A 25,872-nucleotide genomic window follows, 5' to 3' on the forward strand; every position below is an offset into this window, starting at 1 on the left:
GCTTCCCAAGGTCAATGACAGGGGGTCTAATTGGGAAGAGCGATAAGTTCATTAATAAAAAGGGATGCCAGAGATGATTAGAAAAAAAACCGGAACTTTCAGACGTACGGCGTTTGCCGTTTGGACCAGTGCTGCCCTGTTGGCTGCGACCCTCACGTCGCTCTCTGCTGCCGCGGGAACGGCCTTAGTTGGAGGCCGGTTGATTGATGGCTTTGGTCATGAGCCCATCGCAAACAGCGTGATTCTAGTAGAAGACGGTGTTATTCAAGAGGTCGGTACCGTGGCAACCCTTGATGTACCCGAAGGCTATGAGGTGGTATCCACTGAAGGTATGGATGTCCTACCCGGACTTTGGGAGAACCACGCACACCTGATGCTCAACGGACATGCTGATTACAGTCATTGGCATCCGACTTACGAAGATCGTCTCGCCAGTGAAATCATGCCATCCAGTGCTGTGCAGCTGTTACTCGCTGGAATCACCTCTGCCCGAGATCTGGGCGCCCCCTTAGAAGCATCGATGTCTGTCAAAAATCGCATAGAGTCAGGAGAGATCCCTGGTCCTCGCTTGTTCGTGTCGGGGCCCTTTATTCAGCATGAAGCTTATCCCGGTACGGAGTTTTATCGTTGGGGGGTGGATAGTGTTGCTGACGGAAAACGCAAAGTGAAAAAGCTTGCCGATGCCGGCGTAGATATCATCAAGCTTATCGATCAGGACAAGATGACCCTTGAGGAAGCACAGGCGGTTGTCGACGAAGCGCACAAGTACGGACTGAAGGTTGTAGCGCATTCTCATCGCCCCGACGAAGTGCGTCGTGGCCTCGAGATTGGCGTGGATAACTTTGAGCACACGGGATTGACCACAGCGCCGGAGTATCCTGCCGACGTTATCGAAATGCTTCGGGAGCGAACCGCCACGGGTCGCATCGCTGGCGGTCCTTTGTTTTGGACGCCAACGGTCGAGGGTTTGTGGAACTATGATATGACCGTCGCCAACCCTGAAAAGCTCGACAGTGCATGCTGGCATCGTGGTCTTGAGCCCTCGACCATCGCGGATATTAAGGCGTCTATCCAGCAACCAGGCCAGCTTGCATACACCCAGCTAACGCCCTTGCGAAAGCCCACGCTCAAGCGCAAGTTTCAACAGTTGAGGGATGCGGGAGTCGTGATGCTAGTGGGTACTGATAGCGGTATACCCATGAAGTTTCATTGCCAGAGTACCTGGAATGAAATGGATGTTTGGGTGAACGTGATGAACGTGGATCCTATGTCGACTATTCGTGCCGCTACTTACTGGGGTGCCGTAATGATGGGTGTGTCGGACAAGGTTGGCACGGTGTCCGCTGGCAAATATGCAGACATTATTGCGGTAAAAGGTGATGTTCTTCGCCATATAAATCTTCTTTCTCGCGTCGACCTGGTAATGAAGAACGGCGTTGTCTACAAGCGGGACGGCCTGGCGGTCGAGTCTGCCCTTTAGGATTTAGTAACGTGACGGATTTTCAAGCCTTTGCCGTAGAACAGTATCTGTCGGAGACAGAGCACGGAGTGCATTACAACTTCTCTGAAAGTGGCGTGCACCCCATGAGCTACGCCGAGCTTTTCGAGCTGGCAAACGTCGACAGGGACGCGCTGTTCGCTACGCTGGTGGACTACCCTCAGGTGAACGGTAATCAGCTTCTGCGAGAGCGCATTGCTGCTCTCTATCAAAGGGCCCATGCAGACAATGTACTGGTGACCGTCGGCGCAACAGAAGCCAATACACTGGTCGCGGCGACACTTCTTGAGCCGGGTGACAATGTCATTCGCTTTAGTCCCACCTACGAACAGCTCGCAGGTAATGCGCACAATCTTGGCTATGAGGTTCGCAGTGTGGATATGCACTCAACTCAAGATTGGGCCATCGATGCACCAGGGCTGGCTGCAGCGGTTGATGATCGCACTCGGATTATTCATATAGTGAATCCGAATAATCCTACGGGCCAGGTTTTGAGTGCCGATGATCGTGAGCTCATTGTGGCGGCGGCCCGAGGAGTAGGAGCATGGATCGTCGCTGATGAGGTTTACAGCGGCACTGAGCGAAATACCGATGAGCCCACCGCATCTTTTTGGGGTGGCTATGAGCGCGTGATCGCCATCAACTCTATGAGTAAGGCCTATGGTCTTCCCGGCTTACGTCTGGGATGGCTTCTTGCCCCGGAGTCTTTGATCCCGGCTTTATGGCGTCGCCATGAATATGCGTCGATCACGGCCACTATGATGTCCATGCAGTTGGCTTCAGCGGCGCTGGAACCCTCGGCGAGGGATGCTATTACTGCAAGAGCGCGAGGACTTATCCGTCGCGGTTTCGAAACTCTCCAGAAAGAGCTCAGCTATCACAAAGGCGTGTTTTCGGTGGTGCCGCCACAGGCCTCTGCGATGTCTTTTGTGAAGTTCGATCTGCCCGTGGACTCAGATACTTTTTCAGCGCGTTTGTTAACTGAAGAGGATGTGCTCGTGATACCCGGGTCGCGCTTTGGCGTAGAAGAGCACTTCCGCTTTAGTTCTGCATTGCCTGAAGAACACTTGCGTGCTGGTCTCCAGCGTATGAACGAGCTTACCGGGCGTATCCTCAAAAGCGCGTGACTTAGCTCTCTCGGGGGCGACGCAGGGCGCGAACCAGTGTCGACGGTCTGAAGTTAGTGACCAGCATCGTTCCACTCAGTACGAGTCCGGCGCCGAGCAGTGTGTGAAGACCCACAGCTTCGTCCAAAAACAGCCAGCCCCAGAGCACGCCCCATAGAGGAATGAGGTAGCCCACGGTAAGGGCGGAAGGTGCCCCCACCGTAGCGATCAGGTGGAAATACAGAAGGTAAGCTACACCGGTGCACAGGACGCCAAGGACCAAAGCGGCGGCTACTGCTCCAGGGGGCCATACCTCGGGCACGGGGGCAAAGGGCATAAAGGGCAACACCAATAAAGTCGCAGCCCAGAGGCTCCCGTGAGCATTCGCGTAGGTTTCTACTTTTTCAGCGTATTCGGCATAGCTACTGGCAATGCCGTAGCAAATGGCGGCTGAAGCCGTCAGTACGACGGCCCAAAGTGCATCTGGTTGCACCGCAAGGCCTCCTAATCCCACTAAGCTCGCGACGCCGGCCATGCCCAACACGAGGCCTGCGACTGCGCGGAGGGTGATTGGTTTTCCCCGCCAAAGAAAACCAATAAGAAAACCCCATAAAGGCGCCGTCGAGTTGAGGATAGCGAGCATGGACGCGGGCAAGGTCTGCGCAGCATAAGCAAAGGCCCAAAAGGGGAGGGTTGTGTTCAGAGCCCCGAGCGTAAGGTAGTGGCGCCAGTGTTTGCGAACATTAAGAGGCCGACGCAGTGCCCTGCTGATGAGCAGCAGGATTAGCGAGGCAGCGACAAGCCTGATTTCGAGAAGCCACGATGGTCCCAATTGAGGTACGGCTATGCGCATAAACATAAACGACGAGCCCCAGATTGCGGCAAGAGCTACTAGCTGTACGAGTTGTGCTGCGTTCAAGCGATTTGTTCCCAGACGTGCAGGGCCAACTTTCGCTCGAGACCCCAGCGGTAGTTACCCCAGTCCCCACCCTGACGGATAACCCGGTGACAAGGTATGAGGTAGGCGATGCGGTTACGAGCCATGGCCGACCCGACGGCACGGTGTGCGTTGCCCGTGCCGGCTATCGCTCCTAATTGCTGATAGCTGACCAAGTCACCAGGGTTGACTTGCATGAGCGCTTCCCAGACTTTGACCTGAAAGTTAGTTCCACGTAGCAGTAAGTGCAATTTCCCCTGTTCTAGTGGCGCAGCAAAAACCCGCTGCAATAGTTTTGCGGCCGCCGCGCTGTTCTCTAGATGAGTTGCGCCACGCCAGTCACGCCTGAAAGCGCGGACAGTCTCTGCGTCTTTGGAGTCGCAGAAGCTAAGTTGACAGATTCCTCTTTGGCTCCAGGCTACAAACGCTGGTCCAAAGGGCGTATCTCCCCAGCCGTATTCGAGATCAATGCCCTTGCCACAGCTCGCGATTTCTCCGGGAGTCATGGCATCACAGGCGAGCGTGAGGTCGTGAAGACGCCCTGGGCCAGAGAGTCCGGCGTGAAGTGTGGCGTCCAAGACTGAGGCCTGATTACGAAGAGCATCCAAGGCATATTGCCTTGTGATGATCTGCAAAAAACGTTTTGGAGAAACACCGGCCCAACTGCTGAAAACCCGTTGCAGATGGGATTCGCTGGTGCCCACTGCTCTTGCGAGTGTGGCTAGATCGGGTTGCTCCCGCTGATGTTCCCGAAGATAAGAAATCGCATCTGCAACCATTCGATAATGTGCGTGTTCGGCAGGGCGATGTTTAGAAGCGGGCATGGCGTGGTTTGTCTCACTGGCTGGCGCTGAGGTGTAAAGCATGAGGCAATTCTCTTTTCTCAGGGGTTTTTAATATTTACCCCTTGGCGATGCATCCGCCACCCGATTCTTGCTCTATTCATGTCAGCTAGACACTTACTGAAAGGCTAAGCTTGAGGTGTCAGCGCCAATTGCCGTGATTGCGCGACCAGTCGGCCAGTGCTGTCCCAGACTTCCCCGTCTTCTTCCATCATACCGCCGCTGATAAATCGCGTGCTGAAGCGACAGCGCAGCCAGCCTGGCTCAGGTATCGCCCGGATATGAGCCGTCAGCTCGACAGTCGGAGTCCAGGCTACCGGCAAGTTGGCATTGAAGATCGTGGGCGGAAAACAGTCTGTGGCCAAAAGTAACCCAAAAGGATCCATCGGCTCATCGTCTGGAAAACGAAGCCAGCCGCGCATCAGAGGGTCGCCGGAGGGTTTGCCTTTCAAAAAAGCGTCGTCCGGGTGCAAGCGTAGGTCAACGCGACCCATCATTGCCGGTGGGAATCCCAGTTCAGGGTCGGGTATGGTGCGCTCACATTCCTCGGGGGGCGGCATGTCTGGTGGACTTGCATCGACTCTGGCAGGGCCCTCAAAGCTTTCGAGATCACCAAAACTGCCGAGGAGTTCAATGAGAGGCTTTTCTGCACCTTGCAGCGTCGCGCGCACGGTGGTGAGGCGCCTACCCGCCTTCACGATCTGTGGATCGATGGTCACCGGGCCGGGGCGTCCGGGCGACAGATAGTGCGCCGTGATGCTGATAGGGTGGGGCCGAGCAGCGGCAGCGGCCATGGCGCGAGCGCCTATGGCGAGCAGATAGCCTCCGTTGGCGTTCCCCACGACATCCCAGCCCTCGGCTATCGCGGCGGTATAGGGGTGTTGCTCGCTATTGACTGCAGTTGCGATTTTGAAGCTCATTTCCGCTTAGCCCTTGAATTTTCGCTCTTTCCCGAAAAGAAAATGTTGTTTAGCTGATTCCAGCGCAATGACTGACTACGCCCAATAAACAGAGACAAAAAGGTACTCGCTCTGCGTGATAGTTGCCACCCTTTGAGAACACCCAGAGGCGGACATGGCTTGGGCGAATTAGGCATGTCCTAGCCAACTTGACCCGAGCTGAGTTTCCTGTGAATGTCTCATCCGCTACGCAGTGCCTGCAGGTCAAACAGGGGTCTCCCATGACAGGAAAAGACAGCAATCGACTATTACTGGAGCTCGAGAAAATTCGCCGTGACGTAAATCGCGAGATCATGAATCCTGCGATACCAGAGCTGAGCGTCGAAGATATACGGCCCGTGATCACTATGGCAGCGCGCGCGCGACTTTCTTACTTACAAGAGTTGATCGATATTTCGAAGATTTCTCCCGATATGCCATCTCACGAGCAAATATCGATGTTGTCCCGACAGCGGGAAGCATACGAAGAACTTAGGGCAGCCGTTAATGCCCTCGAAACAGCAATCGACAGAGGGTACCTAGATGTCATTGGCGCAGAGTAAAAGCATAGATATGCATCCACAGTTTCCGCGCCTGTTTGAACCCTTGGATCTGGGCACTACTCGGCTCAAGAATCGTATTTTAATGGGGTCGATGCACACCGGACTGGAAGAATTGGGTCCCGCCGGGTTTGAGCGCATGGCAGCCTATTATGCCGAGCGTGCAGCGGGGGGTGTGGGCATGATTATCACGGGCGGTAATGCACCAAACGACTCTGCTGCGCTGGCACCAGGGGAATTCGGCGCGTTTAACAGCGATGCCCACGTACCTATGCATCGCGTGGTAACCGATGCGGTGCATGCGGCAGCTGCCGATTGCAAAATCTGCCTGCAGATACTTCATGCAGGGAACTTGGCCTACAGTGCCGACCCGGTAGCGCCATCGCCTATCGCGTCGCCAATCAATCCTCGCGAACCTCGGGCAATGACTCCCGACGATATCGAAACCACCATTCAGGATTTTGTGGATTGCGCGCTAAGGGCCAAGAGCGCGGGCTATGACGGCGTAGAGATCATCGGTTCTGCGGGGTACCTGCTGAGTACCTTTTTGTTGGAGAAGACCAACCATCGTCAGGATGAGTGGGGAGGCGACTACGCCCATCGCATGCGCTTGCCGGTAGAGATTGTTCGGCGTACTCGTGAGGCTGTGGGTGAAGATTTCATCGTGATCTATCGCATCGCAGCGATGGAATTGATGGGGGATGGCAGCAGCTGGGATGAGGTTGTGACACTAGGGAAAGCCATTGAGGCCGCTGGTGCGTCGATTATGAGCACACACTTCGTATGGCATCAGGCGCAGGTGCCGACGATTAGTACGCGAGTACCCCGTGCGGCATTTGCGGGCGTCACCGGGCGCCTACGTAAAGAGCTTTCTATTCCCATGATCACCAGCAACCGGATCAACATGCCCGAGGTGGCGGAGCAGGTGCTCGCGGATGGCTTGGCGGACATTACCTCCATGGGGCGTCCCATGTTGGCTGACTCACAGTTCGCCAAAAAAGCTTTCGAAGGTCGTGTTGACGAGATTAATACTTGCATCGCCTGCAATCAGGCCTGTCTTGATCATGCCTTCAGGGGTAAGACGGTTTCTTGTCTGGTAAACCCAAGAGCCTGTCATGAAACAGAGCTGGAGTATCGGCCCACCGAAGCACCTAAGCGAATAGCAGTGGTGGGTGCTGGTCCTGCGGGCCTGGCATTTGCAACTACAGCTGCCTCCCGTGGGCATGAAGTCACCTTGTTTGAAGCCAGTAACGAGCTGGGAGGCCATTTTAATTTGGCGATGCGCATTCCGGGTAAAGAGGAGTTCGCAGAAACCATTCGTTACTTTGAGCGCCAGCTTGAGCTGACGGGGGTAACCGTCAGGCTGGAGCATCGGGTTGAGCCCGGTGAGCTCTCGGAGGAAGACTGGGATGAAGTTATCGTCGCCACTGGGCTTAATCCCCGGGATCCGCAAATTCCCGGTGTCGATCACTCAATGGTAATGAGTTACGACGAGGCTATTCGTGGCACACGCCCTCTCGGTAAAGCCGTAGCGATAATCGGAGCCGGCGGCATTGGCTTTGATGTGGCCGAGCTTGCGTCTCATGCCGGGGTGTCGGCGGCGCTTGATAAAGACGTTTTCGCGCGGGAGTGGGGGATCGACTTTGAAAATCATCCGCGGGGCGGCGTTGCCGGAGTGGAGCCTGTTGTCGACGTTGCAGATCGGCAGATTTTTCTTCTTCAGCGCAAGCCCACATCACCTGGACGCGGCTTAGGACCGACAACCGGATGGACTCACAAGTTGGCGCTGAAACGCCGCGGTGTCCATATGCTCAAGGGTGTACGTTACGACGGCATTGATGATCGCGGGCTGCACATCTCAATTGACGATGAGCCTCAGTTACTGCCGGTGGATACCATCGTTGTTTGCGCGGGGCAGGAATCTGAGCGATCGCTCTTTGATGTGCTCAGTGGTTCGCGAAAGGGCGTTCATCTGATCGGTGGTGCGGATCTCGCCGTAGAAATCGATGCAAAGCGTGCCATTGATCAGGCTTGTCGTTTAGCGGCGGATCTTTAAGCACTAAGGTGTATTTGTTTACTAGCTAACGGAGAGCCGGTAGGCCGGGCTCTCCGCCCCACAGCCAATCCCACTGTCGGATGTTGTAAGACGTGCATGTGCCTGCTCATTTATTAGCTGACTGGATTATCGTGGTAGCAGCTGTTGCGATGGCCTTGTCCGTGATCGTCGCGCTGCGATACGCGAATTGGACTGCCGTCGCGAGAGAGCCTGGTCGCATGCACCTGGTAGCGGGTGGTGCCGTCGGGTGCCTATTGCTGTGGTTGCTCAATATTCATCTTGTGGATGGTTTGCTTCTCCACTTTTTGGGTCTTACGACTTTCACACTTGTAGTCGGTTGGTCTTTTAGCGTCCTTGGAGCGGCCCTGGTCATGGCTGCTTTTTATGCGCTGAAGGATTTGGGCTGGACGGCATATCCCCTTGCTGTAGTGATGTGTATCGTTGTGCCTGCGACAGCGACTTGGTTGTTGGCAAGGTTGCTGCGCCGACCCGGATTGCAGCACCCCTTTGTTTACATGCTAGGGGCGGGGTTTGCGGGCGGGGCTTTCGTGATGCTGTTGCTATCGGTGTTAGCGCTGTCGCTGTTTTGGTTCAGTGGTCAAACGGGTTATCTGGATGCTGCGGCGGAGTTTTGGCCTCTAGTGTTTATGCTGATGTTCTCGGAAGGCTTTATCAACGGCATGTGCGTTTCTGCGCTAGCCATCTTCCACCCTGATTGGATGAAAACCTTTGACGACAAGTTTTATCTTGACGACCAGCGCTAAGGCTTTGCTTTTCTTATGAGCGAGTTATTGCTCTGGGAATACGGGGCCATCGCATTGTTATTTATCTGGGGCGGATTTGTGCGGTCCGGGCTTGGCTTTGGCGGGGCGGTGCTTACGCTGCCGTTTCTACTGCTTATTCGCGATGAGCCTCTTCTTTTCCTGCCGATCATTTCGGTACACCTGCTGTTCTTCTCGGGATTGACCGTGTGGCAGGCCCATAGGACTGATGCAAAACAGGGCAGGGCAGTCAGCACCATCAATTGGGAGTTTCTGCGCTATGCGCTGCCCTTGATGATTGTGCCCAAACTTATCGGCGTGGCCGGGGTAATCACACTGCCTGGTTCGATCGTTACGGGTTTTATTTTTTGCACGGTCACGCTCTATGCCGTCAGTTACATATTGGGCAAACCCTTTAAAAGCAATAGCAAACGGATCGATGCTTTCTTCTTGATGGTGGGGGGATACGTCAGTGGCGTATCACTTATTGCGGCGCCCCTGGTGGTGCCCGTGGCCGCAAGTCGTGTGTCTAAAGAGCAGCTTCGTGACACACTGTTTGTACTTTGGATAGTGTTGGTGGGGCTTAAGCTGGCGGCCTTCGTGGCCACAGACGTAGATTTACAGTGGCAGCAACATATCTGGCTGCTGCCCTGTGCGGCTATCGGTCACGTTCTGGGGCTGAAGTTTCACGCCTACAGTTTACGGGCTGACACCCAACTGTTTTTCCGCTATTTGGGCTTTGCCCTGTTGTTGGTCAGTGTTGCCGGCTTGGCGCGATTTTGGCTGAATTGGTCAGCGGGCTGACGCCGCTCAAAATACCCGCTACCCTAGGGTTTTAGACTTTGCGAGCACATCCCATGATTTTTCGAAGCTTTGTCGTTTTAGCCGCGCTCTTTCCTATGGTCGCACTCTCCCAGTCATTGGGAATGGAGAGCGACTGGCTGGAGCTTGTAAAGGGTCATCGGGACGGTAAATCTGGTGCCCAGGTGATGGAAGTCAAGAAGGACCCTGCTACCGGTAATCAAATGGCGATGATTAAGGTGCCCAAGGTGGTGCTCCTGAGCGAGACTGACATGGAGGAGGTGAAGGTTGTTGCCAAGATGCCAGAGAAGTCAGAGATGCCAGACATATTGCCTGAGCTTGAGTCCGAGTGGGTTGATGACTACGACAATGATCATTACGGCCTGCTGGTTAAGCTCAGGAGTGACCAAAAGATTCCTTTCCGCTTGTTTTTCTCAGCGGATGGTCAAGGTGGCAGTATTGATGGTGGAGTTCAGCCTTGACAGAAAACCTCTAGATACCTATAGTTCCGCCCCCTCGCGCCCGTAGCTCAGCTGGATAGAGTACCTGGCTACGAACCAGGCGGTCGCACGTTCGAATCGTGCCGGGCGCGCCATATAAGCTAAATAAAACAAAGGGTTACAGAGTCTCACGCTCGTAACCCTTTTTTTATTTCCGACGTTTTTCCGACATCCTGCTTTTGACCCTGAATAATGGTCAATGCAGGCAGTTGTGCAGTACCTCGATCCGTAATCCGCTCTGCGGCCGACAGCAGTTCTCCTAGCTCTGCTGACGAGTAGTGGGTGGTAATATCGCCACTCGCGTGGCCCAGCAGTAGTTTCCTGGTTTCAAGCGTTACGCCGGCTGCGCGCAGCCTGCGGCCACAGGTGTGGCGCAGGTTATGAACGCCCTTCATGACCATCGGGTCGTCCGGTAGCCCCGCCCGCGTCCACGCGCGGCGCCAGGCCGAGGTACGCAGCGTACCGAGACGTTTGCCCCGGTACTCAAACACGTAGCCCGATGTGCCGCGCTGCTGCCTGCAAGCCTCGACGATGCGTTGGGCGATGCTGTTCAGAACAACGATTCGCTCCGTGCGCGTCTTGGTCTCGCTCTCCGGCAATATAAACACCGACGTGCCCAATGCAGGGACTGCGACTTCCCAGTCCCAGTGAAGGCCGCAGACCTCCTGCTCACGGCAGCCCGTGTTCACGGCAAAAAGCACGGGGTCCACAAGATGCCGCGGCAGGCAACGTAGCAGTTGATCCTGCTCGTCCCACGATAGCGGGTAAGCCTTGCGGCGGTGCCCAACCAGAGATAGTCGCGTCAGTATTGCGGGCGCCTGACGAAGCCAGGGAATACCTTCCTCGGTTCGCCATTTGCCAGCGGCGCGTTTCAGGATGGTCGCGATGATCCCGAGCGCATTGTTCACCGTCTTGGGGCCCACGCCGCGCTGACGCTCGTGATCAACGAACGGTTTTACGGTGCCGTCGTGTACTTGCTCCAGCGGTAGGTGGCCAATAAACGGTGACATTTGATCGATATGCATCGCGATGGTTTCGGCCGATGACTTCTCGGCGACATCCTCCAGGTAACGAAGTGCAGCTTCCTCAAAGGTAAACACAGACTCTGCTTTGCGTTCAGCGTTGACCCTGAGTTCCGCCAATCGACGGATCAGGACTTCTTCTGCTTCAGCGCGGCTAGATGTGCCCGTGCCCTCCCGGAGCCAGCCTCCTTGGCAGTACTTACAGCGTTTTTCGATGTGCCAGATACCGCCTTTGAGGCGGAGCCCCGGCATTTGGTTACGTTTTGACATGTGTCGTCCTCAAGTTGTGAGGCCTTCGGACGACGCCCGTTGCGCGAGATATAGTCGTCGATGAGGGCGTCCAATTCAATGCGGTCAAAAGCGATTGCCTGCTTGCCCAGCGGGATCTCGGTGAGGTGAGGGCGCAGCTCGCGATTGAACTTGTTGCGGTCTATGCCGCAGTAGGCCGGCGCGTCTCGAACACGAATGAGGCGCGGCAGAATGGAGGGTGGGCATGCGGGCAGAGGCAAGATGCCGTCTCGCGCCTTACCGATATCTGCGTCTTGCATTGGATTGACCTGGACTAACTCGATGTGGCGATAGTGATTCACGCGCCCCAGAGGCGGTATCGAAAACCCCTGCGTGTTACTGACGTCGTTATGGAGCTTGGGATACGTTCTGTAAACCGCGCGAGGGCTTGTCGCTGTTAACACTGGCTGTAAAAGTTCTGTTGAGGTTTTCTTGGTTCTCGACTCATTGAATTAAGCAAGGCGACACCATGGATGGTAAGCACAGTTCTACATACAGCGATTTAGCCACCGAGATTACACAGCGCTTTGGGGTGCTGCTAACTCATAGCCAGCTCGCCGAACTCCTCGGGCGTAGCAGCGGGGGCTTGCGGTACAGCCTGATCAGTCCCACGGATGAGCGCACGCGGGCCTTGAGAGACTGCGGATGCCGCATAGGGCGGCGTTTTTACTACCCAGCCCTAGACGTCGCCAACATCATCAGTGGGGAGCATCGATCGTGAGACTCACCATCCGCCGGGCGCCGCGCAGAGATCGATACGTGATCGTCGACCAAAAGGCCATAGAGGACATGCGTCTGTCCTGGGCAGCGCGGGGTCTCTTGGCGTATCTGCTGTCGCGGCCCAACAATTGGGAAGTATTGGTCAAAGATCTCGTTAAGCGTGGCAACCTCAAGCGCGACGGAATTCTTGCTCTGTTAAAACAGCTGCGCAACGCCCGCTATGTGCACTTCAAAAACCTGCGGGATGCCAAGGGGCGTATGCGTGGAGGAATCTACACCGTGTTCGAAATACCGTATACGGATTTGCCGGACACGGATGAACCGACAACGGCGGCACCGGAGTCGGCAAAGGCGGTCGGTTTACTTAATACAGAAGTAAACTTAATACATAACAGCTACACAATACCGACAACCACTCAAGGCGATGCCGTGGGATCGGCGGCCCATTCCTTACGCTTCCCTGACTGGCTCACCGAGGAGCTGCGATGGAGTGCAAAAGAACGTGTCGCGGATCTAGCGCCACACGAAGCGCAGTGGGTGGTGGATGAATGGGTTGGCGCTATGTTGCACAAGAAGATCAAGCATTCTCCGCTGGGGTTTTTGGTGGAGCTCGCACGACGGTGTCAGGAAGGTGCGCTGGAACCCCGCTACGCATACCGATTGCTACAGTAAGGGCTACGCTCCTGACCGATATCTCGTTGAGCGCCGATTGTGCGCAGCCCGGAGACTACGCGTCGCTGATTACACTGTAATAAGCGCAATACATCGCGGGCCCAGCGTCCGAGAGGTAGGCTCGTGATCGTGTCGTAGGAAGGGCTTTTGCCACTGCCTTTGCCAGGCATGTCCTGGCGCTGGCCGTGCCCGCCGGTACACCGCCCGTGTCACTAGCCAGCGAAGCGGTGTAGTGACACGGGCGGCTAACGCAGTAACCACGCCGCCTGCGGACCGAATTCTCCAGTGCTTACCGAATTATGGGTTACTACACTAAGCGCAGATACGGTTGATCCGTGGCCACTGCGGTTCAGTGGCAGGGGGAGTCCACCCTCGACTTCGGTCGAATCGGGCATCCGCGCAGCCGGATCGAAAACTGCGCAACGACCGAAAGGTCGCCGGTCCATCTTCCAGTACCGACTCAAGGGTCGCGTCACACACCGGGCCGAGACCCGTCTTTCAATGCCGCCCGCTTGGGCACATGGTCTGTCGTGCAAACCGGCGCGGCATGATCGTGACCACTGTGAAATTGGTCATTCACCGGGAGCCACCCAACGGTCGATCCCATTCATCAACGTCAGCACATCGCAAAGGAGGTGATGCATTTCAAGACGGGCCCGACCGGGCCTGTTGGTTCCGCGCGGAACCTATCTCCAGCAGGAGAGAACCCGCGTTGCCTGTCAGCAGGCATGTTCAAGTTGTGCGGGAGTGGTGTCCCGAGACCCGCGCCGGTCTCCGGACCTGGTTGGCTACGGCCTCCAGGTGGTCAGAAACACTTACCAAAGAGAGAACACCGTGAGACAACTGAACTACCAACTCAAGCAGCTATGCCAACGCAACCGTGACGGCAGTCATGCGACGCAACGGAATCGGGAGCGGATCCTGACGCTGGTCGCAAACCAATTACACACACTGGGGTATCGCGGTATGTCGGCCACCTCACTGAAGCCGAAACACGTCGATGCGCTGGTGAATCACTGGCGCAGCGCAGAGCTGTCGCCTGGCACCCTTAAGAACCGAATGAGTGCCTTGCGCTGGTGGGCGGAAAAGGTACATCGGGAAAACGTGATTGCCCGCGACAACGCGCACTATGGGATCCCAGACCGCCAATTCGTGACCGGCGAGTCACGCGCTGTAGCGCTCGAAGAGGCATCGCTCGGCCGCGTGAAAGATGAGCATGTCCGGATGAGCCTCGAACTGCAAAAGGACTTTGGACTGCGGCGGGAGGAGGCCATAAAGTTCCAACCGGCCTATGCCGATCATGTCGACCACATCGTGCTGAAGGCGAGCTGGACAAAGGGCGGCAAGGCGAGGGTGGTGCCGATACGCAATGAATCACAGCGAGCAACGCTAGATCGCACGAGAGCTTTGGCGAGAAACGGTTCGCTCATACCGGCAGATCGAAGCTACCGACAGCAGCTCCGGCTCTACGAGCGGCATACGGCGAATGCGGGCCTGTCGAAGCTGCACGGTCTTCGACATGCCTACGCCCAACGCCGTTACGCAGAGATAACCGGCAGGGTAGCCCCGGCAGCGGGTGGTCCAGCGGCATCGGCGCTGACCGCGCAACAGCGAGCACAGGACCGCGCAGCACGCCGGACAATCAGTAAAGAGCTCGGGCACGAGCGGGAGCAGGTTACATCTGTCTATCTCGGGCGTTGATTTGTCAGCCAAGAGCAGCGTGACTGATCAAAAGCCGTCAGATGTTGTCGAGGGCCGCTTTTGCGCTTCAGCGTGGCTAGAGTGGCTGGGAGTTCAAAGCGCCGTGCGTGTAACCGGTCGCGTGAGGCGACTTTTGCAGGAAGACCGAAGGCGGCAGTTGGTGGCTGGGTTTGCGATCGCCGGCGATCGACGCACCTCCGACGCCTATGCCAGGCCTTTGCGATAGCTGTTTGTAACTGCATCAAATACCGGAATTGTTGATTTCCTGATCAGCCAATGCGGCGAGAACGAAGCATTCCTGAGTTCGACATGACGGGTTACATCCAGTAGCGAGCCGCTTCAGCTCGCATTCGAGCCGCTCTAAGCGCCGCATCTTCGCTCGGACTCTCTCTAGCTGCGCGACCGCTATCTCGTTGGCTTCATCGCACGCGGTGTCCGCAATTCCCTGCAGACGAATCAACGCGATAACTTCGTCGATGGAAAATCCAAGCGCTCGAGCATGTCGAACGAAGTTCAACCGCTCAACTGCTGTTGCGTCATACCGCCGTTGGTTGCCCCCGGTACGTTGCGGCTGATCAATAAGCCCGATGCTTTCGTAGTACCGAATCGTCGGGATCTTGACCTGCACCTGCTTCGAAAGCTCGCCGATGGAAAGCACGCTATATCTCTTGAACCTCTAGTTGCTAGAGGTATTATAGTGCACGAGACATCATTCGAGGAACATTGCAATGTCTCATGTGTTGACTCAACCGACACCTCTTTTAGATTACCGCACTGATGCGATTCAGTCTCTCATCAAGGAGCGCGGATGGCTGGATCTTGCACCCTTCGACCGTATTGGTGCCGCGTACGACTTCGTTCGTGAAGAGATACTGTTTGGATACAACGTCGGCGACGCCCTGCCCGCCTCGAAGATCCTGTCGGACGGCTTCGGACAGTGTAATACGAAGAGTATGCTGCTGATGGCACTTTTGCGGGGCCTGGGCATTCCGTGCCGTTTTCATGGCTTCACTATCAAAAAAAGTCTACAGCGCGGAATCGTACCTGAACTGATTTACCCCATAGCGCCGCAAGACATCATCCATTCGTGGGTCGAAATCGAGTTTGAAGGCAGATGGTTGCAACTCGAGGGGTTCATTCTCGACAGCGCAGTAGTCGAATCACTGCAGCGCCAGTTCCCGGAGCGCTCGGCGCTGTGTGCTTACGGGGCGGGTACGGACAACCTGCAAAATCCGGGACTCTCATGGGAGGGGACGAGCACTTTTGTGCAAAGCACGGGGATCAATCAGGACTTCGGCCTCTACGATGCTCCGGATGACTTCTACGCGAGTCACCGCCAACTGACAGGGTTGAAGGGATTCATCTACCGACACTTTGTGCGTCGTTGGATGAACCGTCGAGTTCACGGTATTCGCAAAGGCAAAGTACCGCGTATCGGAGGTCGAGACCGGTCGCGTGCTGCGACGGAGGTAGCCCAACAATGAACCTTACCAAAGCATTGTGTTGGCTCCTGCCGCTAATCGCAGCGTCGGTTTCTACAACAGCCCAAGAGCTTCATGAGGGCGAATCTGAAGCTGGAGTTATGGAAGAGATCATCGTACAGGCGACGCGGTCCGGACGGCGAATGCAGGACGGAGCGCTTCGTGTGGAGGCTCTCTCGGGCGAGGAAATCGAGGAAAAACTACTGATGCGTCCGGGCAACATCTCCATGATGCTGAACGAGACGGGAGGTCTTCGTGTTCAGGTGACGTCGCCGGCCCTTGGATCGGCCAATGTGCGAATACACGGCATGCGTGGTCGCTACACGCAGTTGCTCGCCGACGGCCTGCCGCTTTACGGTGGGCAGGCGTCGTCACTCGGTCTCTTGCAGGTGCCCCCGAGTGATCTCGGGCAGGTCGAGATAATCAAGGGGGCTGCTTCTGCGCTGTACGGAGCTCAGGCGCTGGGCGGGGTGATCAACCTCGTGTCCAAGCGGCCCGGCACGAGCCCGGAGAGTGAAATCATCTTCAACGCTACAACGCGCGATGGTCAGGATGTCTCCGGCTACGGGGAGACGCGAATGAACGAGCAGTGGAGTGCCTCTTTCCTGGGAAACTACAGTCGCCAATCCACCCAGGACCTCGATGGAGATCAATGGATCGATATGCCCGGCTTTGATCGCGTCGCTATTCGTCCTCGACTCTTTTATGAAAACGACACAGGAACACGAGCCTTCCTGACGGCGGGAGTAATGTCCGAAGATCGGCAGGGCGGCACACTGAATGGTGGCACCGTTCCGAGCGGTGAATCTTTCCCGCAGGACCAAGACACCAGCCGATTCGACATCGGGGCCACATTAGAGCAGCCGCTGGACGACGACACCACGGCGCAACTTCGCCTGTCGAGCATGCGGCAAGACCACGATCACCGTTTTGGCGACCTTATCGAAGTCGACCGCCACGAGACGCTCTTACTGGAAGCCTCAATAGCCCGCCAATCGGCCCGAACGACCTGGGTGGGTGGGGCGGCCTACCAGGCTGATCGATACCGCTCCGACACATTCGCTGCCTTCAACTACGACTACCGAGCGCCAGCGCTTTTTGGACAAGTAGACTACGACCTCGGAGACAACTTCGCGCTCGCTGGGAGCGCCCGGTGGGATGATCACAGTGAATATGGCAGCCAGCTCAGCCCCCGCTTTTCCGTCCTCTACAGGCCAGGTGCCTGGACGATCAGGGGCTCCTGGGGCCGCGGCTTCTATGCTCCTACACCGTTTGTCGAGGAGACTGAGGCGTCGGGTCTTTCGCGCCTGGAGCCTCTTTACGACCTTGAGCCCGAGCAAGCGGAGACCACGTCGATCGACATTGCCTACTCCGTTGGTAGTGTTGAAGCCGGACTCACTTTTTTCGGGTCAGAGATCGACGATGCCGTGATTCCGCTACCCGTGACGCCTGACAGCGTGCGCCTCATCAATCAGAATGGACCTGTGGAAACACGCGGAGTTGAAGCACTCCTGCGTTGGCGTCATGCGCCTTTCGCAGTCACGGCCAGCTATCTTTACCTTGACGCGACGGAGGCACGACCTGATTCGCCTGGCCGGCGCAACGTGCCGCTGACACCAGAGCATTCAGTCGGTCTGGTGGCTATGTGGGAAAAGCACGGACGCGGCCGGCTCGGGCTTGAGCTGTATTACACCGGCGAGCAATCGCTGGCAGACAACCCCTACCGACAGACCAGCAAGCCCTACCTGCACGTGGGCCTGCTAGGAGAAATCACCCTCGGGCCGTTGAGTCTATTTCTAAATTTGGAAAATCTTCTTGATGTCAGACAAACGAGGACAGATCCATTGCTGCAGCAGCGGCGCACGCCCGCAGGTAGCTGGACGGTCGATGCATGGGCGCCGCTGGAGGGTTTTATCGCCAACGCGGGGGTTCGAGTACGGCTTTAACCAGGTTGTGAAGGCAGTGTGCTTATGTATATCGAAATCTGACTGATCAGAAATGGTCTGGCGGAGTTAGCTATGTCTCGGCGTTAGCTAGGTCATCCGCCCGCCCAAGAGGGCCGCTATAAGCCGCTTTGGAATGCATGCGGAAGAGCAAGCCCCCGGGAACCCAGTCGATGATGACCGCGAGTGTTAGGAGTGTGTAGCGCCCCGCCGTCATAAAAAGTAGGCTTTGATCTGCCTATACCGCTCGCCCAATCAACCCCTAAACCTCCTGTTGCTCCTTAGCGATCAGGTTTGATTTTGCTTTAACAAGCACACTCAAAAACTCTTCGCGCGCGCTTTTATCGATTCCCGAGAAGATATCGTCAGTGAGCGTTTCTCCTACGCTGATAATTTCGTTCATTATCGGATCAATCTTATGTGTGATGTAGACCCGATTCGCGCGTCGGTCGTCGGGATCTGCGCGTCGCTCAATCCAGCTACCCGATTCCAAGCGATCAAGTAACTTGCTCAGCGGAGCCCGCTCCATATCGAGCTCTTGGGCCAAATGGCGTTGAGTTTGCCCATCGGTTCGGTACAGGTGCACGAGCACAAACCATTGTGAGCGAGTAAGACCAAGATGCTTCACGCGGCGGTCGAACGCGCGCCGCATCAAACGGGCCACATCGTGCACCAGGAACCCCAGACTGCGGCCTAGATCCCTGGGTCCGGCTCCTTGTTTTTTTGTTTCCATAGATACAATATACTCGGAATCTTATTGCCAATAGTAGAATCATACTCTGTGGAACACCAGATCGTGAGCGCATGTTACCTAAAGCACATTGCCAGTTCCGCATCAGGCCCCGGCAAGACACTTCGAAAAATCGGCACACTACTTCTGCTAGCCGGGACGTTGACTACAGGCTGCGGTGATTCCGAGGAAGAACGGGAGGTCGTTGCTGATACTGCAGAACTTAGGCCGTTACGCCTGCAAACCCTGCATCCCACAATCCGAGAAGTCTCGGAAACAATCACCGGTACCGGAACCATTGGCGCGGCTCAAACCAGCAATCTCGGTGTAGTTACGCCCGGCATTGTCGAACGAGTTTTCGTCAAAGTAGGTGATCGGGTTAAAAAAGATCAGCCGCTTTTTCAAACCAGAAAGAGCGATTTTGAGATCAGCGTCCGACTGGCTCGTGCTGAGCTGGCGGCGGCGGCATCCCGGGCAGAGCAGGCGCGTCTGGATCACGAACGGGCATTGGAGCTGTTGGCCAAGGACTTCATCTCGCAAGCGCAGCTCGACACAGCGGTGAACGCGAAGAAAGCTGCCGCGGCTGAGAGGCGCGTAGCGGACGCTCGCCTAGCACAGGCGGAACAGCGCCTTGTCGATACGGTTGTTCGGGCACCTTACGATGGTGTAATCACAGAGCGCAATATCGATGAAGGCACCTATAAGTCGGCACAGACCTTTTCAGCAGACAGTGCCGTGCTCCAGATACAGGAAATCAAAGTTGTTGTAGCCGCCGTGCGTGTCCCCGAAATCTACCTCGGAGCACTGAGCCGGGGCACACCAGCCGACCTGAGTATTGATGGTCTGCAGGACACACTTCGAAGCGAAATTTTTGTTATCAACGATAAGGCCGACCCGACGTCTCGGAGCTTGGACGTGCGCTTCGCGCTCGCAAATTATGACTACCGAATAAAACCGGGTTTGTTTGTCCAAGCCGAGATTCATCTGCCAGAAAGATTGGCCATGCTGCTGAATCATGAGGCTGTGTTGGACAGGCAAAACAGCCCGCATGTGTTCCTCGCAAAAGACGGCTTCGCACAACGGCGAGATATCGTCCTGAACGATTTTGATGCGACAGGTGTTGAAGTCGTCGCGGGGCTGAACGACGAAGATTTCGTATTGATCGGTCCAGATTTGTCTCGTCTAGTCGACGGCACGCCCCTGCCGGAGGACATCAATGCGGATCGCTGATACCTCCATTCGGCGCCCGGTTTTTGCGGTCATGGTCATTGGCGCTCTGGTCGTGCTCGGCTGGATATCACTGGGGCGGCTCGGCATCGACCTGTTTCCAAACGTCGAATTTCCCTACGTCTCCGTAGTGACCACGCTTGAAGGCGCCGCTCCCGACACGATTGAAACCGAAGTCACGGACCTTATTGAAGAAAGCGTTAATACCATCGCCGGTATCAGGCAGCTTCGCTCTGTCAGCTCAGAGGGCTATTCGCAGGTCAATATCGAATTTGAGCTTGGAGAAAATGTTGATTTAAAAGCGCAGGACGTGCGCGATAAAACCACAATCGCACTGCAGGATTTACCTGATGACGTTGACCAACCGATTGTGGATAAAGTCGATCCGGACGCTGCGCCAATTCTATCAGTCGTCATAGCGGGAAATACCTCGATCGGCGCGCTAACAACATTTGCTGACGAGGTGGCCAAAGAGGCCATCCAACGTGTGCAGGGAGTGGGCTCAGTAACGCTGGTTGGCGGCCGCGAACGAGAAATGCGTATCTGGCTGGATGCCGACAAAATGCGCGCATACGGTGTTTCAGCCACCGAAGTGGTTGAATCTGTGCGTTCGGAACATATCGAAACGCCCGGCGGGCGCCTTGAAATCGCTGGCAATACTCGCGAATTCGGCGTGAAGACCAACGCTGAGGCGCAAACCGTAGAGGACTTCAAAAACCTGGTCGTTCGGTTCAATGCCGGCCAACCGCCGACGCGTTTACGCGATGTTGCACGTGTCGAGGACGGGTTCGAAGAAGAGCGCACCTTCGCGCAGCTCAATGGGCGAACAGGCGTATCACTGGAAGTTCGCCGTCAGTCCGGGAGAAATACCGTTGAAGTCGCGCGCGCGGTCAAAGAGGAGGTAGAAAGAGTAAAAGCCCTTGCACCCAAGGGAATGGAGATCATTATTGCCCGGGACGTATCACGGTTTATTGAGTCCTCGATTCAAGATGTTCTCAAAGACCTGATAATCGCCATCGTCCTGGTCGTGCTCATCACCTATTTTTTCTTGCTCAGTTGGCAGGCTACATTAATCGTGGCAACGGCGATTCCTGTGTCTCTGGTCTCGACTTTCTTTATTTTTTATCTCTTCGATTTTACGATCAACATGTTGACGCTGCTCGCGCTGACGGTCGCGATTGGGCTGCTGGTGGATGATGCCATCGTAGTTATCGAAAGTATTCAACGCGATGTGGATAGGGGTATCGATCGCTTCAAGGCGGCGTCTAGTGGCACACATCGTGTCGGGCTTGCCGTGCTCGCAGGAACCTTTGCCACGCTTGCCGTGTTTGTGCCCATTGCCTTTATGGCTGGGATCGTCGGCCGGTTTTTTATGCAATACGGACTGGCTATCGTGTTCTCGGTGTCAGTCTCGCTATTGGTTGCGCTTACCTTGACGCCGATGTTGTCCGCGCGATTCCTGCAGCCGGGGTCCTCGCACTGGAGGTGTTTGCGCCCGATCGAAAAATTCCATCTTCGATTGGAAAACGCCTATGGTCGCTTGATTCGTTTGGCGGTCCGCTACCGATATCTGGTGCTGCTCGGAGCGATCAGCACACTGTTCATTGGTGGGTGGTTCGCCGGCCAAATCCCGACCGCTTTTACCTCCAATGCAGATCGCAGCGAATTTCAGGGGGCGATTGAGTTACCGCTGGGCTACGGAATTGGCGAGGCAAAGCTCGCTGCCGCAAACATTCACACGGCGTTGTCCGACCTTCCAGAGGTGACCGATGTTTTCGTGACTGTCGGTGCGGGGAGTCAGGCAAAAGTGAATCAGCTCGACCTGTACGTGTTGCTAACGCCGAAACAAGGTCGAGTCCTTGGCCAGTTTGAGATTATTGATCGCGCAAGGGCAGCGCTCGCCGAGGCCATTCCGATCGCAACCAAAAGTGCACTGGCTGAGGTGCCCTGGGTATCTGGCGGCGGAATTTCCAGTGCTGACATCGAATACGTCATTCGCGGTTCCGATCTGGAGAAAATTGACGCCTACGTGGAGCCTCTGATGACGGCGATGCGCCGCAGCGGCGCTTTCGTCGACGTGCGTTCCACCTATGAGGTGGGACGGCCGGAACTACAAATCGTCGTCGATCGCCTCCGCGCCGGCGATCTCGGTGTTTCGGCCCAAGCGCTCGCAGCAACCAGCCGAATCATGGTCGGCGGTGTCGATGTGGGCACCTTTGAGGCCGGTGGGAAACGCTACGACATTCGGGCTCGACTGGAGGTGCCACAACGTCAGAACCTGAAGCAGCTTGAGCAAATTCAGATTCGGTCGGCCGGGGGCGCGCTGGTTGATTTAGTGAGCCTCGCCGAACTCAAGATAACGACCGGCCCGGCCCAGATTGATCGTCAGGATCGAGCACGCAAGATTTCTGTTCTCGCCAATGCCGGTGTTGGTATCGCTCTTGGAAGCTCAGTTGACGTGCTGAATGAACTGCTTGAAGAATATCCGCTTCCTACCGGCATGAGTGCAACCTTTGAAGGGCAGGCTCGTCGATTGGGTGAAACGGCCCAAGCCATTGCCTTCGCTTTCACACTGGCTCTGATCGCACTTTATATGGTGCTCGCCAGTCAATTCGATCGATTTGGGCAGCCGCTGATCATCATGCTGACCGCACCGCTCAGTTTTTCTGGTGCGTTTGCAGCGCTTTATTTCGGCGGTCAGGAAATGTCGCTGTTTGCTCAGATTGGACTGCTTGCGCTAATGGGGATCGTGATGAAGAACGGCATCCTGCTGGTTGATCGTGCTAATCAACTAGTCGCGGAAGGCTTGGATCTAAAGGAGGCTATTGTGCTCGCCTGTCCCGAAAGACTCAGACCGGTGCTCATGACAGCGCTTGCTGCGGTATTTGCCATGCTACCGGTGGCATTCGCAACATCGGATGGAGCCGAATGGCGGAATTCTATGGGCTTTATCATTCTCGGCGGTTTGTCCTCATCAACCTTACTGACACTGCTGGTGGTACCGGCGGCCTATGTGCTTCCAGATGACCTAAAGAGAGGCAAACAATGGCTCGTGTCGAAAATACGCTCCCGCGATGCAAGTTCGGCACATCGGGTGCGGGCGTCAACACCATCGAGTGAGTGACACAGCCTTACGAGGCAGTCATGGGTGCGCGGCTTTCAATCGATCACAGCCGGGCTAGAGGAGTGCAAGTGTTTACAGTCAATTTATTCACCGTGGTGGTTAGGGAAAAACCCAGCAGGCTTTGTTTTGCGCCATCATTACAGCCACGAGAGACTCAATAGATGGAAATTTTTCAATCGGGTGCGCATGACGACTTGGGTATTGAGATCGTTGCCGCCTCACCAGAGCGTGTAGCTATTCGCGTGCCTTTCAAGCCGGAGCTGGCAAGATCCATCGAAAACATGAGCATTCACTCTGGAGTTGTAATGACAGCGATAGATTCGGGTATGGGCTTAGCCTGCATGATGAACCTCAAAGAACCGTCGTCATTGGCGACTTTAGATCTGCGCTACGATGAGTTGCGATCGCCCCGCGCAGAACAGGATATTGAAATTTCCGTTCAATGCGACAGTATCGACGAAGGCATTGTGTTTTTAACAGGAAGCGCATCCGACGCTGACGGTGTATTCGCTCAGTCTGTCTCGCGATTCTTTCTAACTGGCGAATCTTCAGCTTTTTTTCGAAAAACATTTGAAAAACTCGCAAACCGGTCCGATTCAGATTTTTCGTCCACTGGTAGTACAGCCTAGTGCAGGATTACAAGGCAATTATTGAAGTGGTTCCCTATGCGCTGCAGTTGGGTATGCAGGTCATTGATAGTCACGACGATGGCGCGTTGTTTGAACTTGCGCCTGCGGATCGATTTATCGGTAACCCCATGTTACGGGCATTCCACGGGGGAATAATTTGCAGTTTCATGGGGTGTTCAATGGCCGCAACGGTTATGCGGTTCACAAAAACACAGCTTCCACCGAGCCTGATAACTCAGACCACCAGTTTTTTGAGGAGTGCGTCTGCAGACTTGCCCATCAGGGTACGCACAGAAATGACCAAGACGGGGATGCGGGTTTGTGGCGTGAGTGCTCGCGCCTTCCAGAAGGAAGATGAGGCTCATGTTGCAAAGTGTTCCTCACTTTACCGAGTGGGATAAAGCCAAGAGCTAATGCCAACACACCCTGGTCTCGGTTCGCTGCAGGTGAACCGGCCAGCGAGGCAGTCGTTTGTGTCGACGAATACCCTTACGCACAACCTGGAAAATCCTCGTCGGTCAATACGGTCGCCTGCTTACAGCACGATAAATTGTGGGCGATCGAGAATCTTTTCCGACAGATGTGGCGACCGCTTGGTATCCCGCCCACCGCGTCAATCCACCGTTTCCCACTTCCGACAAATTTCCGACATCAGTGCTGCAAAGTAGTGCTTTGTCCTGCAAATACGACAACGGGCGTCGTTTTTAGGCCAATAAAATCAATAGGTTAAAATCGAAAAGCGTCTACGAACCAGGCGGTCGCACGTTCGAATCGTGCCGGGCGCGCCATACAAACAAAAAGGCTCCATCGAAAGATGGGGCCTTTTTTGTTTGTCCGGTGTGTTTAGCCGAGTCAGCGTGCTCGTTCGACAAATTCCGACGAATAGGAGCAGTTAGGAGGGAGGAGCGTAGCGACGACGCCCGCAGGGTGAAAGAAGCCCTCTGGCTGTTTGAATCGACCTCGCTAGATTCAGTCGCAGGCATCCACCAGCGCGTCAACTTTCGGTGAAACATTCATGAGCACACCCATATCCATAGTCTGCGCGAAGGCGATGGATTGCATTGGATCGAAGCCCTCGGGCAGCGCGCTTGCGGCAAGCATGTAGGCAGAAGAACCTGCAATCGGGACAATTTCGTCGACAAAGCGTGGTGTGAAACAGGCGCAGAACGCGGAGCCCATCCCTGAGCGTTCGCAGGCAGCCCACAGCTCGGCCTGACTTGGGCCCGTGGATCCGGCGCTGGACGCCACCGCCATCTGAGCTTCCACGCCCGCTTGCATTTCCTTCAGTTCCTTCTCCAGGTCGGCGACCTCCGTTTGCGACGCACCGATGGGACTGCCACCTGCTTGTATTGCCTGCAATTCGGCCAGCGCTTCGGCGTTTTCAGCTCTGGCTTGATCCGCAGCTGCCTGGGCACTAGCTTGCATAGCGACTACCGAGGCGTTGAGAGTATTGGTAATTGCGGGCCGCGGATTTGTTACATCAACGTTTGCCAGGCCGACTGGTGGTCCCGCTCGCTCCGCGGCATTGCGGACATAGCGGTCCTTTAGTTCACCGCTTGAGTCTTCGGCGGCGAGTAGTGCTGAACAATAGGCTCCGGGGTCTCGAGTGGTTATGCCCGCTTTGGCATACGCGGTATTTGCCTGCCCAACGAGCTCGTCAAACCGCTGGAGCTGTAAACCCATAACTTGCGCACCAACTTCGTTAGCACTTTTAGTACTGGTTGGCGCCGCGAGATTACCCACGCGCGTCCGCGCCTCGAAGGCATCGACGGACATCAGCTTGCTGGTTTCTATTAATTCGCACTGTACAAACCGCTGGTCACCCAATGAGGCCAACATCTTGGGGTAAACCTCTTCATAAAAGGTCCCAGCAGGGAGCACATCGAGTTGCGGTCGAGATGCACCGGGGATCACGCAGCCTTTTACCGAGTCGTCGCGAAAGGGATCGGCGTGATCAACGCTCTCGAATGCGATGCTCGCACGGAAGTTGAGTTCATCTTTAGCGTCGTCCTGATTGAAATAGGCCTCGAGTCTCGCATCGGCATCGCTGGGCAAACCCAGACGTTGCCGGTACAGCTCCAGCAAGTACTGGGCGTAGGCCCTATCCGGAGCCATGTGCGCCCAAGTGGCGTGCGCCTTAGCAACGCAGGCGCAATCTACGTTCGGACGTGGCAACGTCTCGCAGGCGGATTGATAGGCGGCATAGTCAGAGCGGTAAGACGCTGTGCCGTCCGGTTGAGCCTGCACCGTGAAAGCGGCTACGTACAAGCAGCTGACGAGGGCGACGCTGATACGTCGAAGCACGGAGAACAGCATGGAGTAAGCCTCAGTTTTAA

At 55.7% G+C, this 25,872-nt stretch carries 24 protein-coding genes and 1 tRNA gene; 18 read left to right on the forward strand and 7 right to left on the reverse strand.

The window, feature by feature from the left end; all coding sequences use genetic code 11:
• The first annotated feature begins 73 nt into the window (after positions 1–73).
• Both R0137_RS08345 and R0137_RS08350 read left to right on the forward strand, forming a co-directional pair.
• On the forward strand, positions 74–1,480 hold the full coding sequence (locus tag R0137_RS08345) for an amidohydrolase family protein (RefSeq protein WP_407329917.1): 1,407 nt from the start codon (positions 74–76) through the stop codon (positions 1,478–1,480).
• Between the two features lie 11 nt (positions 1,481–1,491).
• Positions 1,492–2,625, forward strand: a complete 1,134-nt coding sequence (locus R0137_RS08350; protein WP_407329918.1) for an aminotransferase class I/II-fold pyridoxal phosphate-dependent enzyme — start codon at positions 1,492–1,494, stop codon at positions 2,623–2,625.
• 1 nt (position 2,626) lies between these two features.
• Here R0137_RS08350 and R0137_RS08355 read toward each other — a convergent pair whose 3' ends face one another.
• The 3 genes from R0137_RS08355 to R0137_RS08365 all read right to left on the reverse strand — a co-directional run bounded on the left by R0137_RS08355 (position 2,627) and on the right by R0137_RS08365 (position 5,303).
• Positions 2,627–3,523 carry a DMT family transporter gene (locus tag R0137_RS08355; RefSeq protein WP_407329919.1) on the reverse strand — a complete coding sequence of 299 codons (897 nt, stop codon included), beginning with the start codon at positions 3,521–3,523 and terminating at the stop codon, positions 2,627–2,629.
• On the reverse strand, positions 3,520–4,407 hold the full coding sequence (locus R0137_RS08360) for a methylated-DNA--[protein]-cysteine S-methyltransferase (RefSeq protein WP_407329920.1): 888 nt from the start codon (positions 4,405–4,407) through the stop codon (positions 3,520–3,522). The genes R0137_RS08355 and R0137_RS08360 overlap by 4 nt, the downstream gene beginning before the upstream one ends.
• Positions 4,408–4,511: 104 nt before the next feature.
• On the reverse strand, positions 4,512–5,303 hold the full coding sequence (locus R0137_RS08365) for a thioesterase family protein (protein WP_407329921.1): 792 nt from the start codon (positions 5,301–5,303) through the stop codon (positions 4,512–4,514).
• Positions 5,304–5,563: 260 nt separating this feature from the next.
• On the opposite strand from R0137_RS08365, the gene R0137_RS08370 reads away from it, so the two are divergent.
• The 6 genes from R0137_RS08370 to R0137_RS08395 all read left to right on the forward strand — a co-directional run bounded on the left by R0137_RS08370 (position 5,564) and on the right by R0137_RS08395 (position 10,094).
• A complete protein-coding gene (locus R0137_RS08370) occupies positions 5,564–5,884 on the forward strand; it encodes a hypothetical protein (protein WP_407329922.1) in 321 nt (106 codons plus the stop codon).
• Positions 5,865–7,937: an FAD-dependent oxidoreductase gene (locus R0137_RS08375; protein ID WP_407329923.1), complete on the forward strand. Its 2,073-nt coding sequence runs from the start codon at positions 5,865–5,867 to the stop codon at positions 7,935–7,937. The genes R0137_RS08370 and R0137_RS08375 overlap by 20 nt, the downstream gene beginning before the upstream one ends.
• A gap of 98 nt (positions 7,938–8,035) precedes the next feature.
• A complete protein-coding gene (locus R0137_RS08380) occupies positions 8,036–8,701 on the forward strand; it encodes an energy-coupling factor ABC transporter permease (protein WP_407329924.1) in 666 nt (221 codons plus the stop codon).
• Between the two features lie 15 nt (positions 8,702–8,716).
• Positions 8,717–9,502 (forward strand): TSUP family transporter, encoded by a 786-nt coding sequence (locus R0137_RS08385; protein WP_407329925.1) that lies wholly within the window; start codon positions 8,717–8,719, stop codon positions 9,500–9,502.
• A gap of 53 nt (positions 9,503–9,555) precedes the next feature.
• A complete protein-coding gene (locus R0137_RS08390; RefSeq protein WP_407329926.1) occupies positions 9,556–9,981 on the forward strand; it encodes a hypothetical protein in 426 nt (141 codons plus the stop codon).
• A gap of 36 nt (positions 9,982–10,017) precedes the next feature.
• Positions 10,018–10,094, forward strand: a tRNA-Arg gene (locus R0137_RS08395).
• A gap of 33 nt (positions 10,095–10,127) precedes the next feature.
• Here the strand turns inward: R0137_RS08395 and R0137_RS08400 are convergent.
• A complete protein-coding gene (locus R0137_RS08400) occupies positions 10,128–11,291 on the reverse strand; it encodes a tyrosine-type recombinase/integrase (protein WP_407329927.1) in 1,164 nt (387 codons plus the stop codon).
• Positions 11,292–11,778: 487 nt separating this feature from the next.
• On the opposite strand from R0137_RS08400, the gene R0137_RS08405 reads away from it, so the two are divergent.
• From R0137_RS08405 to R0137_RS08420, 4 genes are all read left to right on the forward strand, one after another.
• On the forward strand, positions 11,779–12,030 hold the full coding sequence (locus R0137_RS08405; RefSeq protein ID WP_407329928.1) for a hypothetical protein: 252 nt from the start codon (positions 11,779–11,781) through the stop codon (positions 12,028–12,030).
• Positions 12,027–12,701 (forward strand): hypothetical protein, encoded by a 675-nt coding sequence (locus R0137_RS08410; protein WP_407329929.1) that lies wholly within the window; start codon positions 12,027–12,029, stop codon positions 12,699–12,701. The genes R0137_RS08405 and R0137_RS08410 overlap by 4 nt, the downstream gene beginning before the upstream one ends.
• An 834-nt stretch (positions 12,702–13,535) precedes the next feature.
• Complete coding sequence (locus R0137_RS08415; protein ID WP_407329930.1) at positions 13,536–14,402, forward strand: phage integrase N-terminal domain-containing protein; 867 nt, start codon at positions 13,536–13,538, stop codon at positions 14,400–14,402.
• A gap of 19 nt (positions 14,403–14,421) precedes the next feature.
• On the forward strand, positions 14,422–14,628 hold the full coding sequence (locus R0137_RS08420) for a hypothetical protein (RefSeq protein WP_407329931.1): 207 nt from the start codon (positions 14,422–14,424) through the stop codon (positions 14,626–14,628).
• A 15-nt stretch (positions 14,629–14,643) separates the two neighbouring features.
• Here the strand turns inward: R0137_RS08420 and R0137_RS08425 are convergent, their stop codons facing one another.
• Positions 14,644–15,060, reverse strand: a complete 417-nt coding sequence (locus R0137_RS08425) for a MerR family transcriptional regulator (protein ID WP_407329932.1) — start codon at positions 15,058–15,060, stop codon at positions 14,644–14,646.
• A 70-nt stretch (positions 15,061–15,130) separates the two neighbouring features.
• Between R0137_RS08425 and R0137_RS08430 the strand changes: the two genes are divergently transcribed.
• Together R0137_RS08430 and R0137_RS08435 are read left to right on the forward strand one after the other, a co-directional pair.
• Positions 15,131–15,886: a transglutaminase family protein gene (locus R0137_RS08430; RefSeq protein WP_407329933.1), complete on the forward strand. Its 756-nt coding sequence runs from the start codon at positions 15,131–15,133 to the stop codon at positions 15,884–15,886.
• The gene (locus R0137_RS08435) at positions 15,883–17,829 is read left to right on the forward strand and encodes a TonB-dependent receptor plug domain-containing protein (protein ID WP_407329934.1); all 1,947 of its coding nucleotides are present in this window, start codon (positions 15,883–15,885) and stop codon (positions 17,827–17,829) included. The genes R0137_RS08430 and R0137_RS08435 overlap by 4 nt, the downstream gene beginning before the upstream one ends.
• Before the next feature lie 259 nt (positions 17,830–18,088).
• Here the strand turns inward: R0137_RS08435 and R0137_RS08440 are convergent, their stop codons facing one another.
• Entirely contained in the window at positions 18,089–18,559 is a 471-nt protein-coding gene (locus R0137_RS08440; protein ID WP_407329935.1) for a MarR family winged helix-turn-helix transcriptional regulator, read from the reverse strand.
• Positions 18,560–18,622: 63 nt separating this feature from the next.
• Between R0137_RS08440 and R0137_RS08445 the strand changes: the two genes are divergently transcribed.
• The 4 genes from R0137_RS08445 (at position 18,623) to R0137_RS08460 (ending at position 23,937) form a co-directional block, all read left to right on the forward strand.
• Positions 18,623–19,786, forward strand: coding sequence for an efflux RND transporter periplasmic adaptor subunit (locus R0137_RS08445; protein WP_407329936.1), 1,164 nt, complete (start codon positions 18,623–18,625; stop codon positions 19,784–19,786).
• The gene (locus R0137_RS08450) at positions 19,773–22,907 is read left to right on the forward strand and encodes an efflux RND transporter permease subunit (RefSeq protein WP_407329937.1); all 3,135 of its coding nucleotides are present in this window, start codon (positions 19,773–19,775) and stop codon (positions 22,905–22,907) included. Before R0137_RS08445 ends, R0137_RS08450 begins: the two co-directional genes overlap by 14 nt.
• Positions 22,908–23,068: 161 nt before the next feature.
• Positions 23,069–23,536 (forward strand): PaaI family thioesterase, encoded by a 468-nt coding sequence (locus tag R0137_RS08455; RefSeq protein WP_407329938.1) that lies wholly within the window; start codon positions 23,069–23,071, stop codon positions 23,534–23,536.
• Complete coding sequence (locus R0137_RS08460; protein ID WP_407329939.1) at positions 23,536–23,937, forward strand: PaaI family thioesterase; 402 nt, start codon at positions 23,536–23,538, stop codon at positions 23,935–23,937. Before R0137_RS08455 ends, R0137_RS08460 begins: the two co-directional genes overlap by 1 nt.
• A gap of 568 nt (positions 23,938–24,505) precedes the next feature.
• Here R0137_RS08460 and R0137_RS08465 read toward each other — a convergent pair.
• On the reverse strand, positions 24,506–25,852 hold the full coding sequence (locus R0137_RS08465) for a hypothetical protein (RefSeq protein WP_407329940.1): 1,347 nt from the start codon (positions 25,850–25,852) through the stop codon (positions 24,506–24,508).
• Positions 25,853–25,872: the final 20 nt, after the last annotated feature.

Source organism: Congregibacter brevis, from assembly GCF_045689245.1.
Taxonomy (GTDB): Bacteria; Pseudomonadota; Gammaproteobacteria; order Pseudomonadales; family Halieaceae; genus Congregibacter; species Congregibacter brevis.

Excerpts from the sequence above, each read along its gene's own strand:
- R0137_RS08465 (WP_407329940.1), bottom strand. The coding sequence starts at position 25,852 with ATGCTGTTCTCCGTGCTTCGACGTATCAGCGTCGCCCTCGTCAGCTGC.
- R0137_RS08450 (WP_407329937.1), top strand. The coding sequence starts at position 19,773 with ATGCGGATCGCTGATACCTCCATTCGGCGCCCGGTTTTTGCGGTCATG.
- R0137_RS08400 (WP_407329927.1), bottom strand. The coding sequence starts at position 11,291 with ATGTCAAAACGTAACCAAATGCCGGGGCTCCGCCTCAAAGGCGGTATC.
- R0137_RS08455 (WP_407329938.1), top strand. The coding sequence starts at position 23,069 with ATGGAAATTTTTCAATCGGGTGCGCATGACGACTTGGGTATTGAGATC.
- R0137_RS08345 (WP_407329917.1), top strand. The coding sequence starts at position 74 with ATGATTAGAAAAAAAACCGGAACTTTCAGACGTACGGCGTTTGCCGTT.
- R0137_RS08390 (WP_407329926.1), top strand. The coding sequence starts at position 9,556 with ATGATTTTTCGAAGCTTTGTCGTTTTAGCCGCGCTCTTTCCTATGGTC.
- R0137_RS08360 (WP_407329920.1), bottom strand. The coding sequence starts at position 4,407 with ATGCTTTACACCTCAGCGCCAGCCAGTGAGACAAACCACGCCATGCCC.
- R0137_RS08375 (WP_407329923.1), top strand. The coding sequence starts at position 5,865 with ATGTCATTGGCGCAGAGTAAAAGCATAGATATGCATCCACAGTTTCCG.
- R0137_RS08440 (WP_407329935.1), bottom strand. The coding sequence starts at position 18,559 with ATGGAAACAAAAAAACAAGGAGCCGGACCCAGGGATCTAGGCCGCAGT.
- R0137_RS08385 (WP_407329925.1), top strand. The coding sequence starts at position 8,717 with ATGAGCGAGTTATTGCTCTGGGAATACGGGGCCATCGCATTGTTATTT.
- R0137_RS08370 (WP_407329922.1), top strand. The coding sequence starts at position 5,564 with ATGACAGGAAAAGACAGCAATCGACTATTACTGGAGCTCGAGAAAATT.
- R0137_RS08405 (WP_407329928.1), top strand. The coding sequence starts at position 11,779 with ATGGATGGTAAGCACAGTTCTACATACAGCGATTTAGCCACCGAGATT.
- R0137_RS08365 (WP_407329921.1), bottom strand. The coding sequence starts at position 5,303 with ATGAGCTTCAAAATCGCAACTGCAGTCAATAGCGAGCAACACCCCTAT.
- R0137_RS08430 (WP_407329933.1), top strand. The coding sequence starts at position 15,131 with ATGTCTCATGTGTTGACTCAACCGACACCTCTTTTAGATTACCGCACT.
- R0137_RS08435 (WP_407329934.1), top strand. The coding sequence starts at position 15,883 with ATGAACCTTACCAAAGCATTGTGTTGGCTCCTGCCGCTAATCGCAGCG.